Below are 18846 nucleotides of genomic sequence, written 5' to 3'. Positions count from 1 at the left end.
CGCGCAGACGCGCGGTTCACCCCGAGGCCGACCCGGGTGGGGTGAAGCCGGTGACGCGGGCCATCGTGGCGAGCTTGGCGCCGGTCTCACGGACCTCGGAGGCGGGGTCGGAACCGGCGACGATGCCCGCCCCGGCGAACAGGCGCAGCTTGGGGCCGTCGAGCACGGCAGCACGGATCGTCACCGCGAACTCGCCGTCCCCGTTGGCGTCGACCCAGCCCACGCAGCCGGCGAACCAGTCGCGGAGGTCTCCCTCGAGGTCGGCGATCACGGCGTTGGCCGCCGCGGTCGGAACGCCGCCGACCGCAGGGGTCGGGTGCAGGATCTGGGCCAGCCGCAGGGCACTCGGGCCGTCGGCGACGTCGGCGAGCCGGGCGTGGATGGGGGTGGCGAGGTGCCAGACCGTGTCGGTCGACATCAGCTCCGGGGTGGCGGGGTACTCGATCTCGACGCACACGTCCTTCAACGCGTGCACGATGGCCTCCACCACGAAGGCGTGCTCGGCGAGGTCCTTGGCCGAGTTCTGCAGACCCGCAGCCCGACGCGCGTCCTCAGCGGGGTCCTCGGAGCGGGGCACCGAACCCGCCAGCGGCGTGCAGGCGATCTCGAGACCGTCGCGACGCACGAGCAGCTCCGGGCTGGCACCGACAAGGATCGCGCCGTCGAGCGGGAGGCCGTCCTCGTTGGCGTCGTCGCCCGGGACCAGCGGGAGACTGAACACGTAGCGACCCGGACGGGTCGTCAGGAGTCGGTCGATGATCTCGGCCGGCACCAGGGCCGGCGTGCTCACGACGTCGAGGCAGCGGCCGAGCACGACCTTGTGGAGCGAGCCGTCGGCGATCTTCGCCAGGGCGACCTCGACCATGGCGGCGTACTCAGTGGCGGTCGGGAAGGCGGTCACGTCGTAGTGCCGCTCGATCGTCAGGTCCTGCTCCGGGCGGAGCAGTGCGCGCTCGGCGCCGATCACGCGGTGCGCGATGCCGGGCGCACCCGAGGCGAAGGACAGCGCACACATGGCCCGCTCCCCCGGCTCCAGCGCAGCGATGACGTCCTCGGCCCACGCAGGATCGGCCCCGTCAGGGGTCTGGAGGGTCCGGACGATCCGACTGGCGACGTACGCGTCCTGGCCGGAGGCGAACAGCAGCGGGCGGGCGGTCAGGGCCGCCGGGGTGATCGGGGTCCTGCTCACCAGGGCGGGGTCGTGGTCGGTCACAGGGAAGCTCCTCCGTCGACGAACATCTGTTGCAGCGTCACATGCCGCGCAGCGTCCGACAACAGGAACCCCACCACGGCAGCCACGTCCTCGGGCGCGGCGATGCGCCCCAACGGGATGCCGATCCGGAACTGCTCGGGGTCACCGAGCACGGCACGTGATGCTCCCACGTCCGGGTCAGTCCAGAGATCACGCTGCATCGGGGTGTCGGTCGACCCCGGCTCGACGATGTTGCAACGGATGCCGCGGGCGGCCAGCTCGAGCCCGGCCGAGCGCGCTGCAGCCGCCGCTGCCGCCTTGGATGCGGCGTAGGCCACCATCCCGGTCCGAGGCACCCGAGCGGCGTTGGAGCCGACGACGACCACGGCCCCACCACTGCGCAGGTGCTGCGATGCGCCGCGAAGGCAGTGCATCACTCCGCCGGCATTGACGGCGAGGTGGCGGTGCCAGGAGTCCTCGGTGACCTCGTCGATCCCGCCGGTCTCGAGGATGCCGGCCGCCGAGACGACGCCACCCAGCTGCCCGAGCGACGCCTCGGCGCCGACGAAGGCCTCCCGCACGGCTGCCGGGTCACTCACGTCGACCACGAAGGTCTCCAGCCGTGCGCGCCCGGTGGCGCCGTCCACCCGACGGGCGTGATCGGCGAGGTCGGCGAGCCCGTCGACGGATCGGTCCAGCGCGGCGACGGGAATGTCGCTGCGAACCAGCAGCTCGACCACCGCGCGGCCGATGCCGGAAGCGGCGCCGGTCACCAGGACCGCGCCCCCCACGGCCGCGCGAGCAATCATGTGATGATGATAAGGCTTACCTTATTCATCGACGCAAGTCCGCTCAGCAGGTGATCAGGGACCGCCGAACGCGACACCGAGCGCCTCGAGCCGTTCCCGACCGCCGTCCTCGGCGGTCAGGACCCACACGCCGCGCTCGGTGAGGGCGAAGGTGTGCTCGAAGTGAGCCGCCCAGGAGCCGTCGGTGGTCACGACGGTCCACTCGTCGGCGGCGATGCGCGAGTCATCGGTGCCGAGCGTGATCATCGGCTCGACGGCGAGTGCCATGCCCTCCTTGAGCCGAGGGCCACGACCGGGCCGGCCACTGTTCGGGACGTCGGGATCCATGTGCATCTGCGAACCGATGCCGTGCCCGGTGTAGCCGTCGGTGATGCCGTACTCGCCCTGCGACTCCACCCAGGACTGGACGGCGTGCGAGATGTCACCGACGCGACCACCGACCCGGGCAGCAGCCAGACCGCGCCACAGCGACTCCTCGGTCACGCGCAGCAGCTCACTGACGTCGGGGGGGATCTCCCCCACCGGCACCGTGATGGCGGCGTCGCCGTGCCACCCGTCGACGATGGCGCCGCAGTCGATGGAGATCACGTCACCCTCGGCGAGCTCGCGAGCTCCCGGGATGCCGTGCACGACCTCGTCGTTGACCGAGGCGCAGATGCTCGCGGGGAACGGCGGCACGCCGTACCCGAGGAAGGACGGAACTGCGCCCTGCTCGCGGATGGTCTGCTCGGCGAGGGCGTCCAGGTCACCGGTCCGGACACCCGGACGTACGGCGTCGCGGAGCAACGCCAGGGTCCGGGCGACCACCAGACCAGCCGCACGCATCGCGTGCACCTCGTCGGGGGTCTTGACCTCGATCCGCTGGTTGAACAACGTCCGGTCCGGCGGGAGCCGGTTCAGCTCTCGGGAACGTCGTCCAGAGCGGCGAAGATCCGCTGCTGGACGTCGGCGATCTCGCCCATGCCGTCGACCGAGACGACCAGGCCGCGACCACCGTAGACGGCGATCAGGGGCTCGGTCTCCGCGGCGTAGACCTCGAGGCGGCGCCGGATGACGTCCTCGGTGTCATCGGCGCGACCCTCGATCTCGGCCCGCTTGAGCAGGCGAGTGACGACGGCCTCCTGGTCGACGGTGAGGACGAGGACGGCGTCGAGCTGGTGACCGGTGGCCTGGATCATCGAGTCGAGCTCGGTGACCTGGGCCAGGGTGCGGGGGTAGCCGTCGAGGAGGAACCCCGCGCCGGCGTCCGACTCCGCGATCCGGCTGCGGACCATGTTGTTGGTGACCTCGTCCGGGACGTACTCGCCAGCGTCCATGTAGCGCTTGGCCTCGACGCCCAGCGGCGTGCCCTGGCCGACGTTGGCCCGGAAGATGTCACCGGTGGAGATGGCCGGGATGCCGAAGTGCTCGGCAACAGCCGTGGCCTGGGTGCCCTTGCCGGCGCCCGGGGGGCCCATGATCAAAAGCCTCAACGCAAGAATCCTTCATAGTTGCGCTGCTGGAGCTGGCTCTCGATCTGCTTCACCGTGTCGAGCGCGACGCCCACCATGATCAGGATGGAGGTGCCACCGAACGGGAAGTTCTGGTTGGCATCGATCAGCACGAACGCGATCAGCGGTACGAGCGAGATCAGACCCAGGTAGAGAGCGCCCGGCAACGTGATGCGGGACAGGACGTAGGACAGGTAGTCCTGGGTCGGCTTGCCCGCCCGGATTCCGGGGATGAAGCCGCCGTACTTCTTCATGTTGTCGGCCACCTCTTGCGGGTTGAAGGTGATCGACACGTAGAAGTAGGTGAAGAAGATGATGAGCAGGAAGTACGCGGCCATGTGGATCGGGTGACCCTGGTCGACGAGGTACTCGTTGACCCACCGGATGATCTGGTTCGGATCCTCCTGGTTGAACTGCACCGCCATGGCGGGCAGGTACAGCAAGGAGCTGGCGAAGATGACCGGGATGATGCCGGCCTGGTTCACCTTGAGCGGGATGTAGGTCGAGCTGCCGCCGAACATCTTGCGGCCGACCATGCGTCGGGCGTACTGCACCGGGATCCGGCGCTGCGCCTGCTCGATGAAGATGACCGCTGCGACCAGCACCAGTCCGATCACGACCACGACGCCGAAGGTCCACCAGCCCTGGCTGATCTTGACCTGCCACAACGACGCAGGGAAGGTCGCCACGACCTGGGTGAAGATCAGGATCGACATGCCGTTGCCGACGCCGCGCTCGGTGATCAGCTCGCCGAGCCACATGATCACGGCGGTTCCCGCGGTCATGGTCACGACCATCACCAGGAAGGTCGAGGTCCCGTTGTCGTGCAACAACGGATAGAGCGTGTTGTCACAGCCCTGCAGGAGATTGCCGGTGCGGGCCAGCGCGACGATGCCGGTGGCCTGCAGCACGGCGAGGCCGAGCGTGAGGTAGCGGGTGTACTGCGTGATCTTGGTCTGACCGGCCTGCCCCTCCTTCTTGAGGGTCTCCAGGCGCGGGATCACCACGACGAGCAGCTGCAGGATGATGCTCGCGGTGATGTACGGCATGATGCCGAGCGCGAAGATCGTCAGCTGCAGCAGCGCTCCACCTGAGAACAGGTTCACCAGGCTGTAGAGACTGGCGTTGCTGCCTTCCTGGACGACGTCGATGCACTTCTCGACGTTGGAGACGTGCACCCCGGGGGCGGGGATCTGCGAGCCGGCCCGGAAGATCACGATGACCAGGAGGACGAACAGCAGCTTGCGCCGCAGGTCCGGGGTCCGGAAGGCGTTCACGAACGCGCTGAGCACTCAGGTCCTCTTCTCTTGCTACTGGCCTTGTGACCAGCGGGAAGCCTAACAGGGGGGTCCCCACGCCATCACAGGACCGTGACAGGGCATGGGGATACGCAAGGGGCGCGGCGACCTGGCGAGGTCACCGCGCCCCTTGCGGCGCATCACAGAACCGTGACGGTCCCGCCAGCGCCTTCGATCTTTTCCTTGGCCGAGGCCGAGAACGCGTCCGCGCTCACCGAGACCTTGACCGTCAGGTCACCCTGGCCGAGCACCTTGACGGGGTGGCCCTTGCGGACCGCACCCTTGGCGACCAGCGTCTCCGGGGTGACGTCGCCACCCTCGGGGAACAGCGAGCTGATCCGGTCGAGGTTGACGACCTGGAAGGTCACCTTGAAGGGGTTCCGGAAGCCCTTGAGCTTCGGCAGCCGCATGTGCAGCGGCATCTGGCCACCCTCGAACGCGACCGGGACCTGGTACCGGGCCTTGGTGCCCTTGGTACCACGACCGGAGGTCTTGCCCTTGGATCCCTCACCACGACCAACGCGGGTCTTGGCGGTCTTGGCACCCGGCGCGGGGCGCAGGTGGTGCAGCTTGAGCGTCATTTCACTTGCCTCCGACGACCTCGACCGTCACCAGGTGACGGACGGTGTGGACCATGCCCCGGATCTCGGGACGGTCCTCCTTGATCACGACGTCGCCGATCCGCTTCAGGCCCAGGCTGCGAAGAGTCTCGCGCTGGTTGGCCTTCGTGCCGATCTTCGACTTGGTCTGCTTGACCTTCAGCTGTGCCATCAGGCCGTCACCGACTCGGTCGTTCCCGACTTCGCGGCAACCGCAGCGGCCTCGCCCTCGGCCTGAGCCTTGAGCAGTGCCGCCGGGGCGACGTGCTCGACGGGCAGACCACGACGGGCAGCAACGGTCTCGGGCATCTCCAGCATGCGGAGGGCCTCGACCGTGGCGTGCACGATGTTGATCTGGTTCGACGAGCCCAGCGACTTGCTGAGCACGTCGTGGATGCCGGCGCACTCCAGGACGGCGCGCACCGGACCACCGGCGATCACACCGGTACCGGGGGCGGCGGGGCGCAGGAACACCACGCCGGCAGCCTTCTCACCCTGGACCGGGTGCGGGATGGTGCCCTGGATGCGGGGGACGCGGAAGAAGTTCTTCTTCGCCTCCTCGACACCCTTGGCAATCGCCGCGGGAACTTCCTTGGCCTTGCCGTAGCCGACGCCGACCAGGCCGTCGCCGTCACCGACGATCACGAGGGCGGTGAAGCTGAAGCGACGACCACCCTTCACGACCTTGGCGACACGGTTGATCGCAACGACGCGCTCGACGTACTGGCTCTTCTCGGCGCCGCCGCGGCCACCGTCGCGGCCACCACGGCCACCACGATCGCCGCCCGAACGCTGTCCGCGCTGGGGTCCGCTCATGATTTCTCCTCAGTCCTGTTCGCGTCAGAAGGTCAGGCCGCCCTCGCGGGCGCCATCTGCCAGGGCCGCGATGCGACCGTGATACTTGTTGCCGGACCGGTCGAACACGACCGTCTCGACACCTTGGTCCTTGGCACGGGCGGCCACGAGCTCGCCGACCTTCTTGGCCTTGGCGGTCTTGTCGCCGTCGAAGGCGCGCAGGTCGCCCTCGAGGGTCGAGGCAGACACCAGGGTCTTTCCGATCAGGTCGTCGACGACCTGAGCGGTGATGTGCTTCGTCGACCGGGTGACCACCAGGCGCGGGCGCGCGGCGGTTCCGGAGATCTTCTTGCGTCCACGGATCTGGCGGCGCAGCTTGGAGCTGGCGCGAGCCGAGAGGTTCCGCTTGTGCTTCAGGGTGATCGCCATGGTCACTTACCAGCCTTTCCGACCTTGCGGCGGACATGTTCGCCGGCGTACCGGACGCCCTTGCCCTTGTAGGGCTCAGGCTTGCGAAGCTTGCGAATGTTCGCCGCGACCTCGCCGACCAGCTGCTTGTCGATGCCGATGACACCGAGCTTGGTCGGGCTCTCGACGGCGAAGGTGATGCCCTCGGGTGCGTCGAAGATGATCACGTGCGAGTAACCGAGCTGGAACTCCAGCTGGGTCGGGCCCTTGGACAGGACGCGGTAACCCACGCCCACGATCTCGAGCTTCTTCTCGTAGCCCTCGGTCACACCCACGACCATGTTGTTGATCAGGGTGCGGCTGAGGCCGTGGAGCGACTTGGAGATCCGGTGGTCGTCGGGACGAAGGACGTCCAGGACGCCTTCACCCTTCTCCACCGTGATCGGGGAGACCACGGAGTGGCTCAGGGTTCCCTTGGGACCCTTGACCGTGACCACGGGGCCCTCGAGCTGGACGTCAACGCCCGCGGGGACCGGGACGGGGAGCTTGCCGATGCGCGACATGTTCTTCTCTCTCCTTCCCTAACTCACCAGACGTAGGCGAGGACTTCCCCACCCACGCCCTTCTGGTTGGCCTGGCGGTCGGTCAGCAGGCCCTGGCTCGTCGAGATGATCGCGACGCCGAGGCCGCCGAGCACCTTCGGGAGACCGGTGTGCTTGGCGTAGACGCGCAGGCCGGGCTTGCTGATCCGGCGGACGCCGGCAATGGAACGCTCGCGGTTGCGGCCGTACTTGAGGGTGACGGTCAGCAGCTTGCCGACGCCGTTCTCGTTGTCGGCAACCCCGAAGGAGGTGATGTAGCCCTCCTGCTTCAGGATCTCGGCCACACCCTCCTTGAGCTTGCTGTACGGCATGGTCACCGCATCGTGGTACGCCTGGTTGGCGTTGCGCAGACGCGTGAGCATGTCTGCGATCGGGTCAGTCATCGTCATGATGTGTGTTCTTTCTCGAAGTGGTTTCGCAACGCGCTGTGGCGAGGCGACCTGCTACGTGTTGGGTTACCAGCTCGACTTGGTCACACCGGGCAGTTCGCCACGGTGCGCCATCTCGCGCAGGCAGATCCGGCAGAGGCCGAACTTGCGGTAGACGGACTTGGGACGTCCACAGCGCTGGCAGCGGGTGTAGCCGCGCACCGCGAACTTCGGCTTGCGAGCAGCCTTGACCTTCAGAGCGGTCTTCGCCATGTCAGTTCTCCTTGAACGGGAAGCCGAGCTGCTTCAACAGCGCGCGCCCCTGCTCGTCATTGGTCGCCGTGGTGACGATGGTGATGTCCATGCCCCGCTGGCGGTCGACCTTGTCCTGGTCGATCTCGTGGAACATGACCTGCTCGGTCAGACCGAAGGTGTAGTTGCCGCGGCCGTCGAACTGCTTGGGCGAGAGACCACGGAAGTCACGGATACGCGGAAGCGCCAGCGACAGCAGGCGGTCGAGGAACTCCCACATGCGGTCGCCACGCAGCGTGACGTGCGTGCCGATCGGCATGCCCTCGCGGAGCTTGAACTGCGCGATGGACTTGCGAGCCTTGGTCACCGACGGCTTCTGGCCGGTGATCGCGGTGAGGTCGCGGATCGCGCCCTCGATCAGCTTGGAGTCGCGAGCTGCCTCGCCGACACCCATGTTGACCACGATCTTGACCAGACCGGGGACCTGCATGACGTTCGGGATCTCGAACTCGGTCTTGAGAGCCGGGAGGATCTCCTCGCGGTACCTCGTCTTGAGACGCGGGGTCACCTTCTCGGCGACCGCGGTGTCGGTGGACTCAGTCATCAGATTTCCTTCCCGGTCTTGCGGGAGACACGGACGCTGCGCGTCGAGGCGTACTCCGAGCCGTCGGGGCGACGCTTGGTGACGTCGACCCGCTTGTGGCCGACGCGGGTGACGCCGTCACCCTCGACCAGCATCACGTTGGACACGTGGATGGGGGCCTCGGTGGTGATGATGCCGCCCGTGTTTCCCGCACGCCCACCCTGGTCGACGACCTTGGTGTGCTTCTTGATGCGGTTGACACCCTCGACGATCACGCGGTGGTCCTCACGGATCACCTTGATGATCTTGCCCTCGGCGCCCTTGTCCTTGCCGGCGATGACCTTGACGGTGTCGCCCTTCTTGACATGCAGGTTGGGCTTCTTGCGGTCCTGCTCCGCCTTCTTGCGGGTACCCATCACAGCACCTCCGGCGCGAGCGAAATGATCTTCATGAACTTCTTGTCCCGCAGCTCGCGGCCCACCGGGCCGAAGATGCGGGTTCCACGGGGCTCGCCGTCGTTCTTGAGGATCACTGCCGCGTTCTCGTCGAAGCGGATGTAGGAACCGTCAGGCCGACGGCGCTCCTTGACGGTGCGCACGATGACGGCCTTGACGACGTCACCCTTCTTCACGTTGCCACCGGGGATGGCGTCCTTGACGGTGGCGACGATGACGTCGCCGATCCCGGCGTACCGACGACCCGAGCCGCCGAGCACGCGGATGCAAAGGATCTCCTTCGCACCGGTGTTGTCGGCGACCTTGAGTCGCGACTCCTGCTGAATCATCGATTTCTCCTGGTTGTCGTGCCGGTTCTCGCCCGCTCATGTGGCGGTCGAGCCTGGCCGAACGGATTTACTTCGCGCGCTCGAGGATCTCCACCACGCGCCAGCGCTTGGTGGCAGACAGCGGGCGGGTCTCCATGATGAGGACACGGTCACCGACGCCGCAGTCGTTCTGCTCGTCGTGGGCCTTGAGCCGCGTGTTGCGACGCAGCACCTTGCCGTACAGGGCGTGCTTGACGCGGTCCTCGACGGACACGACGACGGTCTTGTCCATCTTGTCGCTCACGACCAGACCCTCACGGGTCTTGCGGGCGTGGCGCTCGACGGACTGCGCACCGGTCTCGTTCGACTCGCTCATCAGTTCTCCTCCTCAGCGCCCGGGGCGGTCCGGATGCCGAGCTCGCGCTCACGCACCACGGTGTAGATCCGGGCGATGTCCTTCTTGACCGTGCGGAGCCGGCCGTGGCTCTCCAGCTGGCCGGTGGCCGCCTGGAACCGCAGGTTGAACAGCTCCTCCTTGGCCTCGCGCAGCTTGGCCTCGAGGTCGACGTCGTTGAGCTCGTCCAGTTCGTGGGCACGCGTGACGTTGACAGCCATCAGAACTCACCAGCCTCTCGCGTGATGAAACGGCACTTCATGGGGAGCTTGTGGATCGCACGGCGCATGGCCTCGCGGGCCACGTCCTCCGGGACACCCGACAGCTCGAACATGACGCGACCGGGCTTGACGTTGGCGACCCACCACTCGGGGGAACCCTTACCGGAACCCATGCGGGTCTCGGCAGGCTTCTTGGTCAGCGGGCGGTCGGGGTAGATGTTGATCCACACCTTTCCACCACGCTTGATGTGACGGGTCATCGCGATACGCGCGGACTCGATCTGGCGGTTGGTCACGTAGTGACCCTCGATCGCCTGGATACCGAAGTCACCGAACGCGAGCGACGTACCACCCTTGGCAGCACCCCGACGCTTCGGGTGGTGCTGCTTGCGGTGCTTGACGCGACGCGGCATCAACATGGTTCAGGACTCCGTTCCGGTGGTCGGCTCCACCGCAGCAGCCTCGGGGTTGGACTCCGCAGCGGGAGCGTCCGAGGTGCGGTCGGAGCGGGTCGGGCGGTCTCCGCGCGACCCACGGGTCGGGCGCTCGCCACCACGGGTCGGGCGGCCAGCACCGCCGCGGCCGGGAACACCCGCACGCGCAGCAGCCTGGGCCTGGCGCTCGGCACGCGTGCCGGCAACCTCGCCCTTGTAGATCCAGACCTTCACGCCGATGCGGCCGAAGGTCGTCTTGGCCTCGTAGAAGCCGTAGTCGATGTCGGCACGCAGCGTGTGCAGCGGAACGCGACCCTCGCGGTAGAACTCGGTACGCGACATCTCCGCGCCGTTGAGACGACCCGAGCACTGGATCCGGATGCCCTTGGCACCCGAGCGCATCGAGGTCTGCATGGCCTTCTTCATCGCGCGACGGAACTGCACGCGACCGGAGAGCTGCTCGGCAACTCCCTGGGCGACGAGCTGGGCGTCGATCTCGGGGTTCTTGACCTCGAGGATGTTCAGCTGGACCTGCTTGCCGGTGAGCTTCTCCAGCTCGCCACGGATCCGGTCCGCCTCGGCGCCGCGGCGACCGATGACGATGCCCGGGCGGGCGGTGTGGATGTCGACGCGGACCCGGTCACGGGTGCGCTCGATCTCGACCTTGGAGATGCCGGCCCGCTCCATGCCCTTGCTGAGCAGCTTGCGGATGGCGACGTCCTCGCCGACGTAGGCCTTGTACAGCTTGTCGGCGTACCAGCGCGACTTGTGGTCGGTGGAGATGCCGAGGCGGAAGCCGTTCGGGTTGATCTTCTGACCCATTACTTCTTGCCCTTCTTCGCGACGACATCGGCCGGCTGGACGGCGATGGTGATGTGGCTGGTGCGCTTGTTGATCCGGGTGGCCCGGCCCTGCGCACGCGGACGCCAACGCTTCATCGTCGGACCCTCGTCGACCCGAGCGACCGAGACGACCAGGTCGCCCGTGGGCAGACCCTCCGTGGTCTCGGCGTTCGCGACGGCGCTGGCCAGCACCTTGTAGACCGTCTCGGACGCGGTCTGCGGAGCGAACTCCAGCAGGGTCAGCGCCTCTTCCACGGGCATGCCGCGGACGAGGTCGATGACGCGACGCGCCTTCATCGGGGTGATCCGCACGAAGCGCGCGGAGGCGTAGGCGCCGGGCTCGTCGCCCAGGAGCGACTCGCGACGGGCGCTGGTGCGGTGACGCTCAGTGGTGCTCATCGACGGCGTCCCTTCCGGTCTTCCTTGACGTGGCCGCGGTAGGTGCGCGTCGGAGCGAACTCACCGAGCTTGTGGCCGACCATCGAGTCGGAGATGAAGACCGGGACGTGCTTGCGTCCGTCGTGGACGGCGATCGTGTGGCCGATCATCGACGGGATGATCATCGATCGGCGCGACCAGGTCTTGATGACGTTGTGAGTGCCCTTGTCGTTCTCGGCGTCCACCTTCTTGAGGAGGTGGCCGTCGATGAAGGGGCCCTTCTTCAGGCTGCGAGGCATCGTCTAGTTCCTTCAGCGCTTGTTCTTGCCGGACTTGCGGCGGCGGATGATCTGGGAGTCGCTGGCCTTGCGCTTGCGCGTACGGCCCTCGGGCTTGCCCCACGGCGAGACCGGGTGGCGACCACCGGAGGTCTTGCCCTCGCCACCACCGTGCGGGTGGTCGACCGGGTTCATGACGACACCGCGGACGGTCGGGCGCTTGCCCTTCCAGCGCATGCGGCCGGCCTTGCCCCAGTTGATGTTGGACTGCTCGGCGTTGCCGACCTCACCGATCGTGGCGCGGCAGCGAACGTCGACGAAGCGCATCTCGCCGGAGGGCAGACGCAGCGTGGCGCGGCTTCCCTCACGGGCGACCAGTTGGGCGCTGTTGCCAGCGGAGCGGGCCATCTTGGCACCGCCACCGGGACGAAGCTCCACGCAGTGGATCGTCGTACCGACGGGGATGTTGCGCAGCGGCAGGTTGTTGCCCGGCTTGATGTCGGCGCCGACGCCGGACTCGACCCGAGTGCCCTGGGTGAGGTCCTTCGGCGCCACGATGTAGCGCTTCTCGCCGTCGGCGTAGTGCAGCAGCGCGATGCGCGCGGTGCGGTTCGGGTCGTACTCGATGTGAGCGACCTTGGCCGGAACGCCGTCCTTGTCGTAGCGACGGAAGTCGATGACCCGGTAGGCGCGCTTGTGACCGCCACCCTGGTGCCGGGTGGTGATCCGGCCCTGGTTGTTGCGGCCGCCCTTCTTGGGCAGCGGACGGGTCAGAGACTTCTCCGGCGTGGTGCGGGTGATCTCTGCGAAGTCGGCCACCGAGGAGCCACGACGGCCCGGGGTGGTCGGCTTGTACTTGCGGATCGCCATCAGGCCTGACCTCCGAAGATGTCGATGCGGTGACCCTCGGCCAGGCTGACGATGGCGCGCTTGGTGTCCTTGCGCTTGCCCAGACCGTGCTTGGTCCGACGGACCTTGCCCGTCCGGTTCATCGTGTTGACCGAGGTGACCTTGACGCCGAAGACCTTCTCGACCGCGATCTTGATCTCGGTCTTGTTGGCGTCGGGGCGCACCAGGAACGTGTACTTGTTGTTGTCGAGGAGGCTGTAGCTCTTCTCCGACACGACCGGCGCGATCAGGATGTCGCGGTGGTCCTTGTGCAGCGTGCTCACTTGTCGCCCTCCTCGGACTTCTTCTCGACGACGACCTTCTTGGCCTTCGGCGCGACGTCGGTCGCACCGCCGGACACGAGCAGGTCGAAGGCGGCCTTGCTGAAGACCAGGTCGTCGCAGTTCAACACGTCGTAGGTGTTGAGCTGGTCGACGGCGACGATGTGCACCTCGGGCGCGTTGCGCAGCGAGAGCCAGGTCTGGCTGTCGGTGCGCTCGAGCACGACGAGGAACTTGCGGCGCGCGGTCAGCTCGAAGAGCGAGGCCAGCGCGGCCTTGGTCGACGGCTTGTCACCGGAGACCAGGGCGTCGACGACGTGGATGCGCTCGTTGCGGGCCCGGTCGGTGAGGGCTCCGCGCAGGGCGGCGGCCTTCATCTTCTTGGGCGTGCGCTGGCTGTAGTCGCGCGGCTGCGGGCCGTGGACGATGCCACCACCGGCGAACTGCGGCGCACGGGTCGAGCCCTGGCGGGCGCGGCCGGTGCCCTTCTGCTTGTAGGGCTTGCGACCGCCACCGCGGACCTCGCCGCGACGCTTGGTCGAGTGGGTGCCCTGGCGAGCAGCGGCCTGCTGCGCGACGACGACCTGGTGGATCAGCGGGATGCTGACCTCCACGTCGAAGATCGCGGCGGGGAACTCGACGGAAACATTCTTGGCCATCTGGATCAGCCCTTCTTCGCTGCCGTGCGCAGGACGACGAGGCCGCCCTTGGGGCCGGGAACGGCGCCCTTGAGCAGGACCAGGCCCTTCTCGACGTCGACGGCGTGGACGGTGACGTTCTGGGTGGTGACGGTGTCGCTACCCATCCGGCCGGCCATCCGCATGCCCTTGAAGACACGACCGGGCGTGGCGCACGCGCCGATGGAGCCCGGCTTGCGGTGGTTGCGGTGGGCACCGTGCGAGGCGCCGACGCCGTGGAAGCCGTGACGCTTCATGACACCGGCGAAGCCCTTGCCCTTGCTGGTGCCGGTCACGTCGATGGCCTCGCCGGCCTCGAACGTGTCGACGGCCAGCTCCTGGCCGATGGTGTAGTCAGCAGCGTCCGCGGTGCGGATCTCGACCACGTGGCGACGCGGCGTGGTGCCCGCCTTCGCGAAGTGGCCGGCCTGCGGCTTGTTGACCTTGCGGCCCTCGATCTCGCCGAAGCCGATCTGGATGGCGTTGTAGCCGTCCGGCTCGGGCTGGCGGACCTGCGTGATGATGTTGGTGCCTGCGGCGACCACCGTCACCGGGACGACGCGGTTGTTCTCGTCCCACAGCTGGGTCATGCCGAGCTTGGTGCCCAGCAGACCCTTCACGTTGCGTTCGAAAGTCATCTCGTGATCCTCAGAGCTTGATCTCGATGTCGACACCGGCCGGGAGGTCGAGACGCATGAGGCTGTCAACCGTCTTCGGCGTGGGGTCGATGATGTCGATGAGGCGCTTGTGCGTGCGCATCTCGAAGTGCTCGCGCGAGTCCTTGTACTTGTGCGGCGAGCGAATGACGCAGAAGACGTTCTTCTCCGTCGGCAGCGGCACCGGACCGGCGACCTTCGCACCCGTACGGGTGACCGTGTCAACGATCTTGCGCGCCGAGGTGTCGATCACCTCGTGGTCATAGGCCTTGAGCCTGATGCGGATCTTCTGTCCCGCCATAGGTCTCTCTCGTCCTTACTCGTCGTACGACTCGGGCATGGGTCGCAATGTCCTGGCCAGCTCCGACCCCCGAGGTCGGGCGTGTCGCACTTCCCACCAATGAAACCCGGGAGGCACGCACGTCTCCCTTGCGGGGGAAGTGGAGCTGCTGTTCTCGCTGCATCGAGTCTCGGCACGGTGCGACCATCGTCGACCACCGGGCACGCTCACCGCGGTGCTGGCCGACACCCGTGAACGGGGGCCGCCTGCTCCGCGTGGGAGACACGATTCAGTAGTCAAGATTGTGCGCACCCCGACGATTCTTCTCGGGGCAACCGGAACATCTTGGCACTGTTCACGGCGCTCGCCAAATCCAGAGCGGTCCGTCCCGAGTGCACGCTCCGGTGCCGGGCCGGGTGCAAGGATGGGCCGACCCCCACCGCCGGCCGACCACCCAGGAGAGCGATGACCGACGGGCCGCAGCACTTCCCCCCGCCGGGTGCGCCCCCACCGGAGGAGTCACGCTCCCCCCTGCCCGCCGCCGCCTCCCCGGGGCCGGGCCAGGCGCCGCCGCCGGGTGCCTGGGCGCCGTACGCCGGCACGGGAGGTCCTTCCCGTGGACTCGCCCTCGGCGCAGCCCACAAGCCGGGCGCCTTCCCGTTGCGCCCGCTCAACCTGGGTGCGATCTACGACGGGGCGTTCCGCATCATCCGGTTCAACCCGAAGGCGACCGTCGGCGCGGCCGTCCTCGTGACCGCCGTCGCGATGGTGATCCCGGTCCTGCTGACGACGGTGCTGACCTTCACGGTCGGGCTGGGCGTCAGCTCCTCGGGCGACATCGACACCGACGCCAGCACTGCCGAGCTGGTCGGGGCCCTGGCGGCGTACGGATCGCTCCTGCTCTCGGTCCTGCTCTCCCAGGTCGGCGTGGTCCTGGTGACCGGCATGATCGCGCACGTGACCCGGGCCGCCGCCGTGGGACGACGCCTCGACCTGCGCCAGGCCTGGGACGCCACCCGGGGACAGCGCTGGCGGTTGATCGGCCTGACGGTCGTCATCAACCTGATGTTCCTGGTCCTCATCACCGTCTACGTCCTGCTCTGGGTGGTCGTGGTCGTCGTGTCCCCCAGTGCCCTGCTCGTCGTCGGCTGGGCGCTGGTCACGGTGCCGGCCTTCATCTGCCTCTGCTGCTGGATGTGGATCCGGCTCTACTACCTGCCCGTTCCGGCGTTGATGCTCGAGGGCACCACGGTGTTCGGCGCGATCGGGCGCGGCTGGACCCTGACCTCGCAGCAGTTCTGGCGCACCTTCGGCATCGGCCTCCTCACCGTCGTGATGGGCCAGATTGCGGGTGGCACCCTTGCCGCCCCGGTCACCATCGGCGGCCAGGTGGGGGGCTTGGCGTTCCCGGAGTACGCCGCCCTCGTCCTCGTGGTGACCCAGGCCGCCGCACTGGTCATCCAGAACGCCTTCATCGCCCCCTTCCTCGCCAGCGTCGCCTCCATCCAGTACGTCGACCTGCGCATCCGCAAGGAAGCACTCGACGTCGAGCTGATGCGTGAGGCGGGGATCCTGTCCTGATGTCCCTGCTCGCGCTCCTCCCCCGCCTCGACCCGCCGCTCGACCCGAGCGGCGACGAGGCGCGCGGCCTGCTGCGGCGCGAGCTCGCCGACCCGAAGTACTACGACGCCAACCTGCTCGAGCGGGTCTCGAACTGGCTGGACCGGCTGATCTCGGACAGCATCAACGGGGCGTCCGGCTCGCCGCCGGTGACCGCGGCGATCGCGGTGCTCGTCGCCGTCCTGCTGGCCGTGGCGGTGATGCTCATCGTGTCCCGCGCCCGTCGTACCGCGCGCGGCGACGGCACCGCCACCCCGGCACTGACCGACGAGGTGATCACCGCCGACGAGCTGCGGGCCCGCGCCGAGGCCGCCCTCGCCGCCGGGGACGCCTCGAGTGCGCTGGTCGACGCGTTCCGCGCGATGGCCGTGCGTCAGGTCGAGCGCCACCGCATCGAAGAGGTGCCGCAGGCCACCGCACACGAGCTGGCCCGGGTCCTGGCCGCGGAGTTCCCGGCCCACGCGGTCGCGGTCCACCACGGCGCGGACCTCTTCGACCTCACGTTGTACGGCGAGCGGGCGGCCCACCGTGAACAGGCGGTCGAGCTGCTGCAGCTCGACGACCTCCTCACCGGCCGGGCGGTGCGCCGATGAGTGGACCCCGTCCGGTCCGCGGCTGGCTGCTGATCGGGATCGCGCTGCTCCTCGCCCTCGGGGTGGCGGTGTGGACGACGAACGGTTCCGAGCGGTACCCCACCCCCCTGGACCCCCGCAATCCCGGTCCGGAGGGCGCGCAGGCGCTCGCCGAGGTGCTGGAGGACGAGGGCGTCGACGTCGAGGTCGTCCGCTCGGCCGAGGTGTTCGACGAGACGGCGATCGACGACCGCACGACGGTCCTCGTGACGGCGACCGATGGTCTGTCCCCCAGCACCCTGGAGCGGATGCGCAACAGTGCGACGGCGGGCCGGATCGTGCTGGTCGACCCCGCCTACGCCCTCGTCCGCGAGATCAACAAGGACCTGCAGGCGATCACCGTGTTCCCCGACGCGCTCGACGCCGAGTGCACCGGGAGCCCGGGGCTCGACGGGTTCGACGGGCTCGACGGGCTGCGCCTCGAGGTCGACCAGCTGACCGTCCTCAGCGACGACGGTGCGGGCGGACCGCTCGACGGCGCCGCCTGCTTCGCGGCATCGGGCGGCAGCGCCCTCGCCGAGGTGAGCGGCGAGAACCTGGTGCTCTTCGGGGCCGGCGACGCCCTCGGCAACGACCAGGTCACCCGCGCCGACAACGCCGCGATCGCGCTGCGGCTCGCGGGCGGCACCGATCGCCTCGTGTGGTACGTCCCGGACCCCACCGACGCCGAGGCCGACGAGGCCGTGGCCATCTCCTCCCTGCTGCCCCGCTGGATCGGCCCGGGCCTGTGGCTCACGGCCCTCGCGCTCGTCGCGCTCGTGCTGTGGCGTGCCCGCCGGCTGGGCCCGCTGTCGACCGAGCCGCTCCCGGTCGTCGTACGTGCCGTCGAGACCGCCCGGAGCCGCGGCCGGATGTATCGCCGCAGCGGGGACCGCGAGCACGTCGCGCGCTCCCTGCGCCGTGCCGCACGCAACGACCTCGCAGCCCGGCTGCGGCTCGACCGCCGCGCCGAGCCGGCCGCCGTCGTCGAGGCCGCCGCCCGCCACCTGGGGGTCGCCGCCGAGCCGCTCGACACCCTGCTCAACGACCACCGCCCACCGGCGAGCGACCAGGACCTGGTCCGGCTCGCCGAGGAGCTCGCCCGACTCAGGAGAGAGGTACGACGAGGATGACCACCGACCAGATCGACTGGAGCAAGACGCCCGACGACAGGGAGCTGCGCGAGCGGCTGCTCGCCGTACGACAGGAGGTCGCGAAGGCCGTCGTCGGCCAGGACGCCGCTGTCTCCGGACTGATCGTCGCCCTGCTCTGCGGCGGCCACGTGCTGATGGAGGGGGTCCCCGGCACCGCCAAGACCCTGCTCGTGCGTACCCTCGCCGCGAGCCTCTCGGTCGAGACCCGGCGCGTGCAGTTCACGCCGGACCTCATGCCGGGCGACATCACCGGCTCGCTCGTGATCGACGGGACCCGCGCCGGAGAGCTCAGCTTCCGGGAGGGCCCGATCTTCACCAACCTCCTGCTGGCCGACGAGATCAACCGGACGCCCCCGAAGACGCAGTCCGCGCTGCTCGAGGCCATGGAGGAGGGGCAGGTGTCCGCCGATGGCGTGACCCGCCCGCTGCCGCGCCCGTTCCTCGTCGCCGCCACGCAGAACCCGGTCGAGTTCGAGGGGACCTACCCGCTGCCCGAGGCGCAGCTGGACCGGTTCCTGCTCAAGGTGGTCCTGCCGATCCCGCCGCGCGAGGACGAGGTCACCATCCTGTCCCGCCACGCGTCCGGGTTCGACCCGCGCGACGTCGCGGGCGCCGGTGTCCGGGCCGTGGCGAGCGGCGCCGACCTCGAGGCCGGGCAGGCGGCGGTCAAGCGGGTCCAGGTCGCGCCCGAGGTGGCGGCGTACATCGTCGACATCGCCCGCGCGACGCGACAGTCCCCCAGTCTCTCGCTCGGCGTCAGTCCGCGTGGTGCCACCGCACTGCTGCGGGCCGCCCGCGCGTGGGCCTGGCTGTCCGGCCGGGACTTCGTGACCCCCGACGACGTCAAGGCATTGGCCCAGGCCGCGCTGGTCCACCGGCTCGGGCTGCGGCCCGAGGCCGAGCTCGAGGGCGTCGACGTGGCCCAGGTGCTGGCCTCGGCCATCGCCTCCGTCCCCGTCCCCCGCTGACACCG

General features: G+C 68.7%; 30 protein-coding genes. 4 read left to right on the top strand and 26 right to left on the bottom strand.

What is annotated here, in order from left to right:
• Nucleotides 1-16 precede the first annotated feature (16 nt).
• From ASE01_RS09900 to rpsJ, 26 genes are all read right to left on the bottom strand, one after another.
• Nucleotides 17-1213 (bottom strand): isochorismate synthase MenF, encoded by a 1197-nt coding sequence (locus ASE01_RS09900; RefSeq protein WP_056750387.1) that lies wholly within the window; start codon nt 1211-1213, stop codon nt 17-19.
• On the bottom strand, nt 1210-2001 hold the full coding sequence (locus ASE01_RS09895) for a 2,3-dihydro-2,3-dihydroxybenzoate dehydrogenase (RefSeq protein ID WP_056750385.1): 792 nt from the start codon (nt 1999-2001) through the stop codon (nt 1210-1212). The genes ASE01_RS09900 and ASE01_RS09895 overlap by 4 nt, the downstream gene beginning before the upstream one ends.
• Before the next feature lie 54 nt (nt 2002-2055).
• Entirely contained in the window at nt 2056-2874 is an 819-nt protein-coding gene (map, locus tag ASE01_RS09890) for a type I methionyl aminopeptidase (protein WP_082605973.1), read from the bottom strand.
• A gap of 23 nt (nt 2875-2897) precedes the next feature.
• A complete protein-coding gene (locus ASE01_RS09885) occupies nt 2898-3473 on the bottom strand; it encodes an adenylate kinase (protein WP_200958804.1) in 576 nt (191 codons plus the stop codon).
• Complete coding sequence (gene secY, locus ASE01_RS09880; protein ID WP_056750378.1) at nt 3470-4783, bottom strand: preprotein translocase subunit SecY; 1314 nt, start codon at nt 4781-4783, stop codon at nt 3470-3472. The genes ASE01_RS09885 and secY overlap by 4 nt, the downstream gene beginning before the upstream one ends.
• Nucleotides 4784-4929: 146 nt before the next feature.
• Nucleotides 4930-5370 (bottom strand): 50S ribosomal protein L15, encoded by a 441-nt coding sequence (gene rplO / locus ASE01_RS09875; protein ID WP_056750374.1) that lies wholly within the window; start codon nt 5368-5370, stop codon nt 4930-4932.
• A 1-nt stretch (nt 5371) separates the two neighbouring features.
• A complete protein-coding gene (gene rpmD, locus ASE01_RS09870) occupies nt 5372-5560 on the bottom strand; it encodes a 50S ribosomal protein L30 (protein ID WP_056750370.1) in 189 nt (62 codons plus the stop codon).
• Nucleotides 5560-6204 (bottom strand): 30S ribosomal protein S5, encoded by a 645-nt coding sequence (gene rpsE / locus ASE01_RS09865; protein ID WP_056750367.1) that lies wholly within the window; start codon nt 6202-6204, stop codon nt 5560-5562. The genes rpmD and rpsE overlap by 1 nt, the downstream gene beginning before the upstream one ends.
• Before the next feature lie 24 nt (nt 6205-6228).
• Nucleotides 6229-6612, bottom strand: a complete 384-nt coding sequence (gene rplR, locus ASE01_RS09860) for a 50S ribosomal protein L18 (RefSeq protein WP_056750363.1) — start codon at nt 6610-6612, stop codon at nt 6229-6231.
• A gap of 2 nt (nt 6613-6614) precedes the next feature.
• Nucleotides 6615-7154: a 50S ribosomal protein L6 gene (gene rplF, locus ASE01_RS09855; protein WP_056750358.1), complete on the bottom strand. Its 540-nt coding sequence runs from the start codon at nt 7152-7154 to the stop codon at nt 6615-6617.
• Between the two features lie 23 nt (nt 7155-7177).
• On the bottom strand, nt 7178-7582 hold the full coding sequence (gene rpsH / locus ASE01_RS09850; protein ID WP_056750355.1) for a 30S ribosomal protein S8: 405 nt from the start codon (nt 7580-7582) through the stop codon (nt 7178-7180).
• A gap of 66 nt (nt 7583-7648) precedes the next feature.
• Complete coding sequence (locus ASE01_RS09845) at nt 7649-7834, bottom strand: type Z 30S ribosomal protein S14 (RefSeq protein ID WP_056151931.1); 186 nt, start codon at nt 7832-7834, stop codon at nt 7649-7651.
• 1 nt (nt 7835) lies between these two features.
• Nucleotides 7836-8417, bottom strand: coding sequence for a 50S ribosomal protein L5 (rplE, locus tag ASE01_RS09840; protein WP_056750351.1), 582 nt, complete (start codon nt 8415-8417; stop codon nt 7836-7838).
• Nucleotides 8417-8812: a 50S ribosomal protein L24 gene (gene rplX / locus ASE01_RS09835; RefSeq protein WP_056750347.1), complete on the bottom strand. Its 396-nt coding sequence runs from the start codon at nt 8810-8812 to the stop codon at nt 8417-8419. The genes rplE and rplX overlap by 1 nt, the downstream gene beginning before the upstream one ends.
• On the bottom strand, nt 8812-9180 hold the full coding sequence (rplN, locus tag ASE01_RS09830) for a 50S ribosomal protein L14 (protein ID WP_056750343.1): 369 nt from the start codon (nt 9178-9180) through the stop codon (nt 8812-8814). The genes rplX and rplN overlap by 1 nt, the downstream gene beginning before the upstream one ends.
• Before the next feature lie 67 nt (nt 9181-9247).
• A complete protein-coding gene (gene rpsQ, locus ASE01_RS09825) occupies nt 9248-9535 on the bottom strand; it encodes a 30S ribosomal protein S17 (RefSeq protein WP_056750340.1) in 288 nt (95 codons plus the stop codon).
• Complete coding sequence (gene rpmC, locus ASE01_RS09820; RefSeq protein WP_056750336.1) at nt 9535-9774, bottom strand: 50S ribosomal protein L29; 240 nt, start codon at nt 9772-9774, stop codon at nt 9535-9537. Before rpmC ends, rpsQ begins: the two co-directional genes overlap by 1 nt.
• Complete coding sequence (gene rplP, locus ASE01_RS09815; RefSeq protein ID WP_056750333.1) at nt 9774-10193, bottom strand: 50S ribosomal protein L16; 420 nt, start codon at nt 10191-10193, stop codon at nt 9774-9776. The genes rpmC and rplP overlap by 1 nt, the downstream gene beginning before the upstream one ends.
• Before the next feature lie 3 nt (nt 10194-10196).
• Nucleotides 10197-11030 (bottom strand): 30S ribosomal protein S3, encoded by an 834-nt coding sequence (gene rpsC / locus ASE01_RS09810; protein ID WP_056750330.1) that lies wholly within the window; start codon nt 11028-11030, stop codon nt 10197-10199.
• The gene (gene rplV / locus ASE01_RS09805) at nt 11030-11449 is read right to left on the bottom strand and encodes a 50S ribosomal protein L22 (RefSeq protein ID WP_056750327.1); all 420 of its coding nucleotides are present in this window, start codon (nt 11447-11449) and stop codon (nt 11030-11032) included. The genes rpsC and rplV overlap by 1 nt, the downstream gene beginning before the upstream one ends.
• The gene (rpsS, locus tag ASE01_RS09800) at nt 11446-11727 is read right to left on the bottom strand and encodes a 30S ribosomal protein S19 (RefSeq protein WP_056750322.1); all 282 of its coding nucleotides are present in this window, start codon (nt 11725-11727) and stop codon (nt 11446-11448) included. Before rpsS ends, rplV begins: the two co-directional genes overlap by 4 nt.
• 12 nt (nt 11728-11739) lie before the next feature.
• Entirely contained in the window at nt 11740-12576 is an 837-nt protein-coding gene (rplB, locus tag ASE01_RS09795; protein ID WP_056750315.1) for a 50S ribosomal protein L2, read from the bottom strand.
• Nucleotides 12576-12878, bottom strand: a complete 303-nt coding sequence (gene rplW, locus ASE01_RS09790) for a 50S ribosomal protein L23 (RefSeq protein ID WP_056750310.1) — start codon at nt 12876-12878, stop codon at nt 12576-12578. The genes rplB and rplW overlap by 1 nt, the downstream gene beginning before the upstream one ends.
• Nucleotides 12875-13534, bottom strand: coding sequence for a 50S ribosomal protein L4 (gene rplD, locus ASE01_RS09785; protein WP_056750307.1), 660 nt, complete (start codon nt 13532-13534; stop codon nt 12875-12877). Before rplD ends, rplW begins: the two co-directional genes overlap by 4 nt.
• 5 nt (nt 13535-13539) lie before the next feature.
• Nucleotides 13540-14190 (bottom strand): 50S ribosomal protein L3, encoded by a 651-nt coding sequence (gene rplC, locus ASE01_RS09780; protein ID WP_056750303.1) that lies wholly within the window; start codon nt 14188-14190, stop codon nt 13540-13542.
• A 10-nt stretch (nt 14191-14200) separates the two neighbouring features.
• Entirely contained in the window at nt 14201-14509 is a 309-nt protein-coding gene (gene rpsJ, locus ASE01_RS09775) for a 30S ribosomal protein S10 (protein WP_007078637.1), read from the bottom strand.
• Between the two features lie 444 nt (nt 14510-14953).
• Between rpsJ and ASE01_RS09770 the strand changes: the two genes are divergently transcribed.
• Genes ASE01_RS09770 through ASE01_RS09755 form a run of 4 tightly spaced genes read left to right on the top strand, consistent with a single transcriptional unit; the run spans nt 14954 to nt 18841 of the window.
• Nucleotides 14954-16069, top strand: a complete 1116-nt coding sequence (locus ASE01_RS09770; protein WP_056750301.1) for a hypothetical protein — start codon at nt 14954-14956, stop codon at nt 16067-16069.
• Nucleotides 16069-16701, top strand: a complete 633-nt coding sequence (locus ASE01_RS09765) for a DUF4129 domain-containing protein (RefSeq protein WP_056750297.1) — start codon at nt 16069-16071, stop codon at nt 16699-16701. The genes ASE01_RS09770 and ASE01_RS09765 overlap by 1 nt, the downstream gene beginning before the upstream one ends.
• A complete protein-coding gene (locus ASE01_RS09760) occupies nt 16698-17852 on the top strand; it encodes a DUF4350 domain-containing protein (protein ID WP_056750294.1) in 1155 nt (384 codons plus the stop codon). The genes ASE01_RS09765 and ASE01_RS09760 overlap by 4 nt, the downstream gene beginning before the upstream one ends.
• Complete coding sequence (locus tag ASE01_RS09755; protein WP_056750291.1) at nt 17849-18841, top strand: AAA family ATPase; 993 nt, start codon at nt 17849-17851, stop codon at nt 18839-18841. Before ASE01_RS09760 ends, ASE01_RS09755 begins: the two co-directional genes overlap by 4 nt.
• Nucleotides 18842-18846 lie beyond the last annotated feature (5 nt).

The sequence above is a fragment of the Nocardioides sp. Root190 genome, assembly GCF_001428565.1.
Lineage (GTDB): Bacteria > Actinomycetota > Actinomycetes > Propionibacteriales > Nocardioidaceae > Nocardioides.
The sequence above is the reverse complement of the archived record's forward strand: the minus strand, read 5'-3'. Positions and strand labels throughout refer to the sequence as shown.

What these genes read in the sequence shown, in the direction of transcription:
- ASE01_RS09895 (WP_056750385.1), bottom strand. Translation starts at nt 2,001, where the DNA reads ATGATTGCTCGCGCGGCCGTGGGGGGCGCGGTCCTGGTGACCGGCGCC.
- rplO (WP_056750374.1), bottom strand. Translation starts at nt 5,370, where the DNA reads ATGACGCTCAAGCTGCACCACCTGCGCCCCGCGCCGGGTGCCAAGACC.
- rpmD (WP_056750370.1), bottom strand. Translation starts at nt 5,560, where the DNA reads ATGGCACAGCTGAAGGTCAAGCAGACCAAGTCGAAGATCGGCACGAAG.
- rpsE (WP_056750367.1), bottom strand. Translation starts at nt 6,204, where the DNA reads ATGAGCGGACCCCAGCGCGGACAGCGTTCGGGCGGCGATCGTGGTGGC.
- rplR (WP_056750363.1), bottom strand. Translation starts at nt 6,612, where the DNA reads ATGGCGATCACCCTGAAGCACAAGCGGAACCTCTCGGCTCGCGCCAGC.
- rplF (WP_056750358.1), bottom strand. Translation starts at nt 7,154, where the DNA reads ATGTCGCGCATCGGCAAGCTCCCCGTCCCGGTCCCCGCGGGCGTTGAC.
- rpsH (WP_056750355.1), bottom strand. Translation starts at nt 7,582, where the DNA reads ATGACGATGACTGACCCGATCGCAGACATGCTCACGCGTCTGCGCAAC.
- ASE01_RS09845 (WP_056151931.1), bottom strand. Translation starts at nt 7,834, where the DNA reads ATGGCGAAGACCGCTCTGAAGGTCAAGGCTGCTCGCAAGCCGAAGTTC.
- rplE (WP_056750351.1), bottom strand. Translation starts at nt 8,417, where the DNA reads ATGACTGAGTCCACCGACACCGCGGTCGCCGAGAAGGTGACCCCGCGT.
- rplX (WP_056750347.1), bottom strand. Translation starts at nt 8,812, where the DNA reads ATGGGTACCCGCAAGAAGGCGGAGCAGGACCGCAAGAAGCCCAACCTG.
- rplN (WP_056750343.1), bottom strand. Translation starts at nt 9,180, where the DNA reads ATGATTCAGCAGGAGTCGCGACTCAAGGTCGCCGACAACACCGGTGCG.
- rpsQ (WP_056750340.1), bottom strand. Translation starts at nt 9,535, where the DNA reads ATGAGCGAGTCGAACGAGACCGGTGCGCAGTCCGTCGAGCGCCACGCC.
- rpmC (WP_056750336.1), bottom strand. Translation starts at nt 9,774, where the DNA reads ATGGCTGTCAACGTCACGCGTGCCCACGAACTGGACGAGCTCAACGAC.
- rplP (WP_056750333.1), bottom strand. Translation starts at nt 10,193, where the DNA reads ATGTTGATGCCGCGTCGCGTCAAGCACCGCAAGCAGCACCACCCGAAG.
- rpsC (WP_056750330.1), bottom strand. Translation starts at nt 11,030, where the DNA reads ATGGGTCAGAAGATCAACCCGAACGGCTTCCGCCTCGGCATCTCCACC.
- rplV (WP_056750327.1), bottom strand. Translation starts at nt 11,449, where the DNA reads ATGAGCACCACTGAGCGTCACCGCACCAGCGCCCGTCGCGAGTCGCTC.
- rpsS (WP_056750322.1), bottom strand. Translation starts at nt 11,727, where the DNA reads ATGCCTCGCAGCCTGAAGAAGGGCCCCTTCATCGACGGCCACCTCCTC.
- rplB (WP_056750315.1), bottom strand. Translation starts at nt 12,576, where the DNA reads ATGGCGATCCGCAAGTACAAGCCGACCACCCCGGGCCGTCGTGGCTCC.
- rplD (WP_056750307.1), bottom strand. Translation starts at nt 13,534, where the DNA reads ATGGCCAAGAATGTTTCCGTCGAGTTCCCCGCCGCGATCTTCGACGTG.
- rplC (WP_056750303.1), bottom strand. Translation starts at nt 14,190, where the DNA reads ATGACTTTCGAACGCAACGTGAAGGGTCTGCTGGGCACCAAGCTCGGC.
- rpsJ (WP_007078637.1), bottom strand. Translation starts at nt 14,509, where the DNA reads ATGGCGGGACAGAAGATCCGCATCAGGCTCAAGGCCTATGACCACGAG.
- ASE01_RS09770 (WP_056750301.1), top strand. Translation starts at nt 14,954, where the DNA reads ATGACCGACGGGCCGCAGCACTTCCCCCCGCCGGGTGCGCCCCCACCG.
- ASE01_RS09765 (WP_056750297.1), top strand. Translation starts at nt 16,069, where the DNA reads ATGTCCCTGCTCGCGCTCCTCCCCCGCCTCGACCCGCCGCTCGACCCG.
- ASE01_RS09760 (WP_056750294.1), top strand. Translation starts at nt 16,698, where the DNA reads ATGAGTGGACCCCGTCCGGTCCGCGGCTGGCTGCTGATCGGGATCGCG.
- ASE01_RS09755 (WP_056750291.1), top strand. Translation starts at nt 17,849, where the DNA reads ATGACCACCGACCAGATCGACTGGAGCAAGACGCCCGACGACAGGGAG.